This window comes from Streptomyces calidiresistens (assembly GCF_014141525.1).
GTDB lineage: Bacteria > Actinomycetota > Actinomycetes > Streptomycetales > Streptomycetaceae > Streptomyces > Streptomyces calidiresistens.
Genome location: NZ_VKHS01001102.1, coordinates 1 through 1,412, shown reverse-complemented (window position 1 = coordinate 1,412; position 1,412 = coordinate 1). Strand labels below are relative to the sequence as shown.

At 76.7% G+C, this 1,412-nt stretch carries 2 protein-coding genes; one reads left to right on the top strand and one right to left on the bottom strand.

Features of this window, described 5'->3' with window-relative positions:
- Nucleotides 1-433 (top strand): hypothetical protein (locus FOE67_RS25715; RefSeq protein ID WP_438874311.1); only part of this gene is annotated, 433 nt, incomplete at its 5' end.
- Between the two features lie 114 nt (nucleotides 434-547).
- Here FOE67_RS25715 and FOE67_RS25710 read toward each other — a convergent pair.
- Complete coding sequence (locus FOE67_RS25710) at nucleotides 548-1,357, bottom strand: alpha/beta hydrolase family protein (RefSeq protein ID WP_228474294.1); 810 nt, start codon at nucleotides 1,355-1,357, stop codon at nucleotides 548-550.
- Nucleotides 1,358-1,412 lie beyond the last annotated feature (55 nt).

Here is a 1,412-nt window from a genome sequence, read left to right as displayed (position 1 = left end):
CCCCCGGAAGGAGACCCCGACCATGGCCCGCAAACCCCCACCCGGCGCGTACGGATCGACCGGAGGTTCCCGGCGCGATCGCGAGGAGGACCGGCGCGACCGCCGCGAGTACCGCGAGCGCCGGGACGACCGCGACCGGAACCACCGGGAGCGACGCGACGAGCTCGACCGCCGCGACCGGCGCGAGTACACCGAGCGCCGCGACGAGCGCGAGCGGCGCGAGGAGCGGGAGCGCGCCGCCCGCCGGGACCGCGCGGAGGACCACGACCGCCGCGACCGCCGAGACCGGCTGGATCGACTCGACCGTCGTGACCGCGCCGCGCGCCGGAACCGGAACACCGCGGGCGAGGACCGGGGTCCGATGGGCATCCTGGTCGGTCTGCTGCTCACCGCCATCGCCCTGGTCGCGCTGCTGCTCTGGGCGATCCTCTGAGGGGTGACCCCGACCGGGGTCCCACTCCCCGACCGCGCGGTCCCCGACGGGCCGATCCGCCGGTTCGGCCCCTGCGGGCCGGCGGATTCCCGCGCTTCCGGGGGCCGGTCCGGATCAGCCCCCGTCCACCCAGCGGCGGGCCCAGGCATCCACCAGCCCCGCCACCCAGGCGGCGTCCGCGGCGTCCCCCAACAGATGGTCGGCGCCGTCCAGACCGATGAACGCCTTGGGATGCCGGGCCGCCGAGAACAACTCGCCCGCCTCCTCGATCCCGACCACCGAATCCACCGGCGAGTGGAGCACCAACAGCGCGGCGTCCAGCTCCGCGATCAACCCCCGCTGCTCGCGGGCGCGTTCCGCGAGGTCGTCGAGGAACTCCCGGCGCATCCGGAACGGGCGCCCGGCCAGCGTCACCTCGGCCTCACCGGCCCGCCGCAACTCCTCCTCCGCGCCGGGCGGCAACTGTCCGCGCAGATGAGCCGGGTCGGCCGGCGCCGCGATGGTGGCCACCGCGCGGACCTCCGGGATCCGGTGCGCGGCGGCCAACGCCACGCCCCCGCCCATCGAGTGACCCACCAGCAGGGCGGGTGGGGCGGCGGCCTCCCGCAGCCCGGCCGCCGCGTGCACCAGGTCCTCCACCATGGTCCCGAAACCGGTTCGGGAGAAGTCGCCCTCCGATTCCCCGATACCGGCGAAGTCGAACCGCAGCACCCCCCAGCCCAGCCGGGCCAGGCCGCGCGAGACCCGGGCGGCCGCCAGGACGTCCTTGCCGCAGGTGAAGCAGTGGGCGAAGACCGCGTACGCCACCGGCTCGCGCCCCTCGGGCAGTTCCAGCCGGCCGGAGAGCCGACCCATCGGGCCGGCGACGTCGAACCGGCGGCACTCGATCCCGGCGGTGCCCCGCTCCGCCCGTCCCCCGCTCATCGGTCGGCCCGCCGGGAGCGGTCCCGGGGGGCCGACCGATGAGCGGGGGACGGGC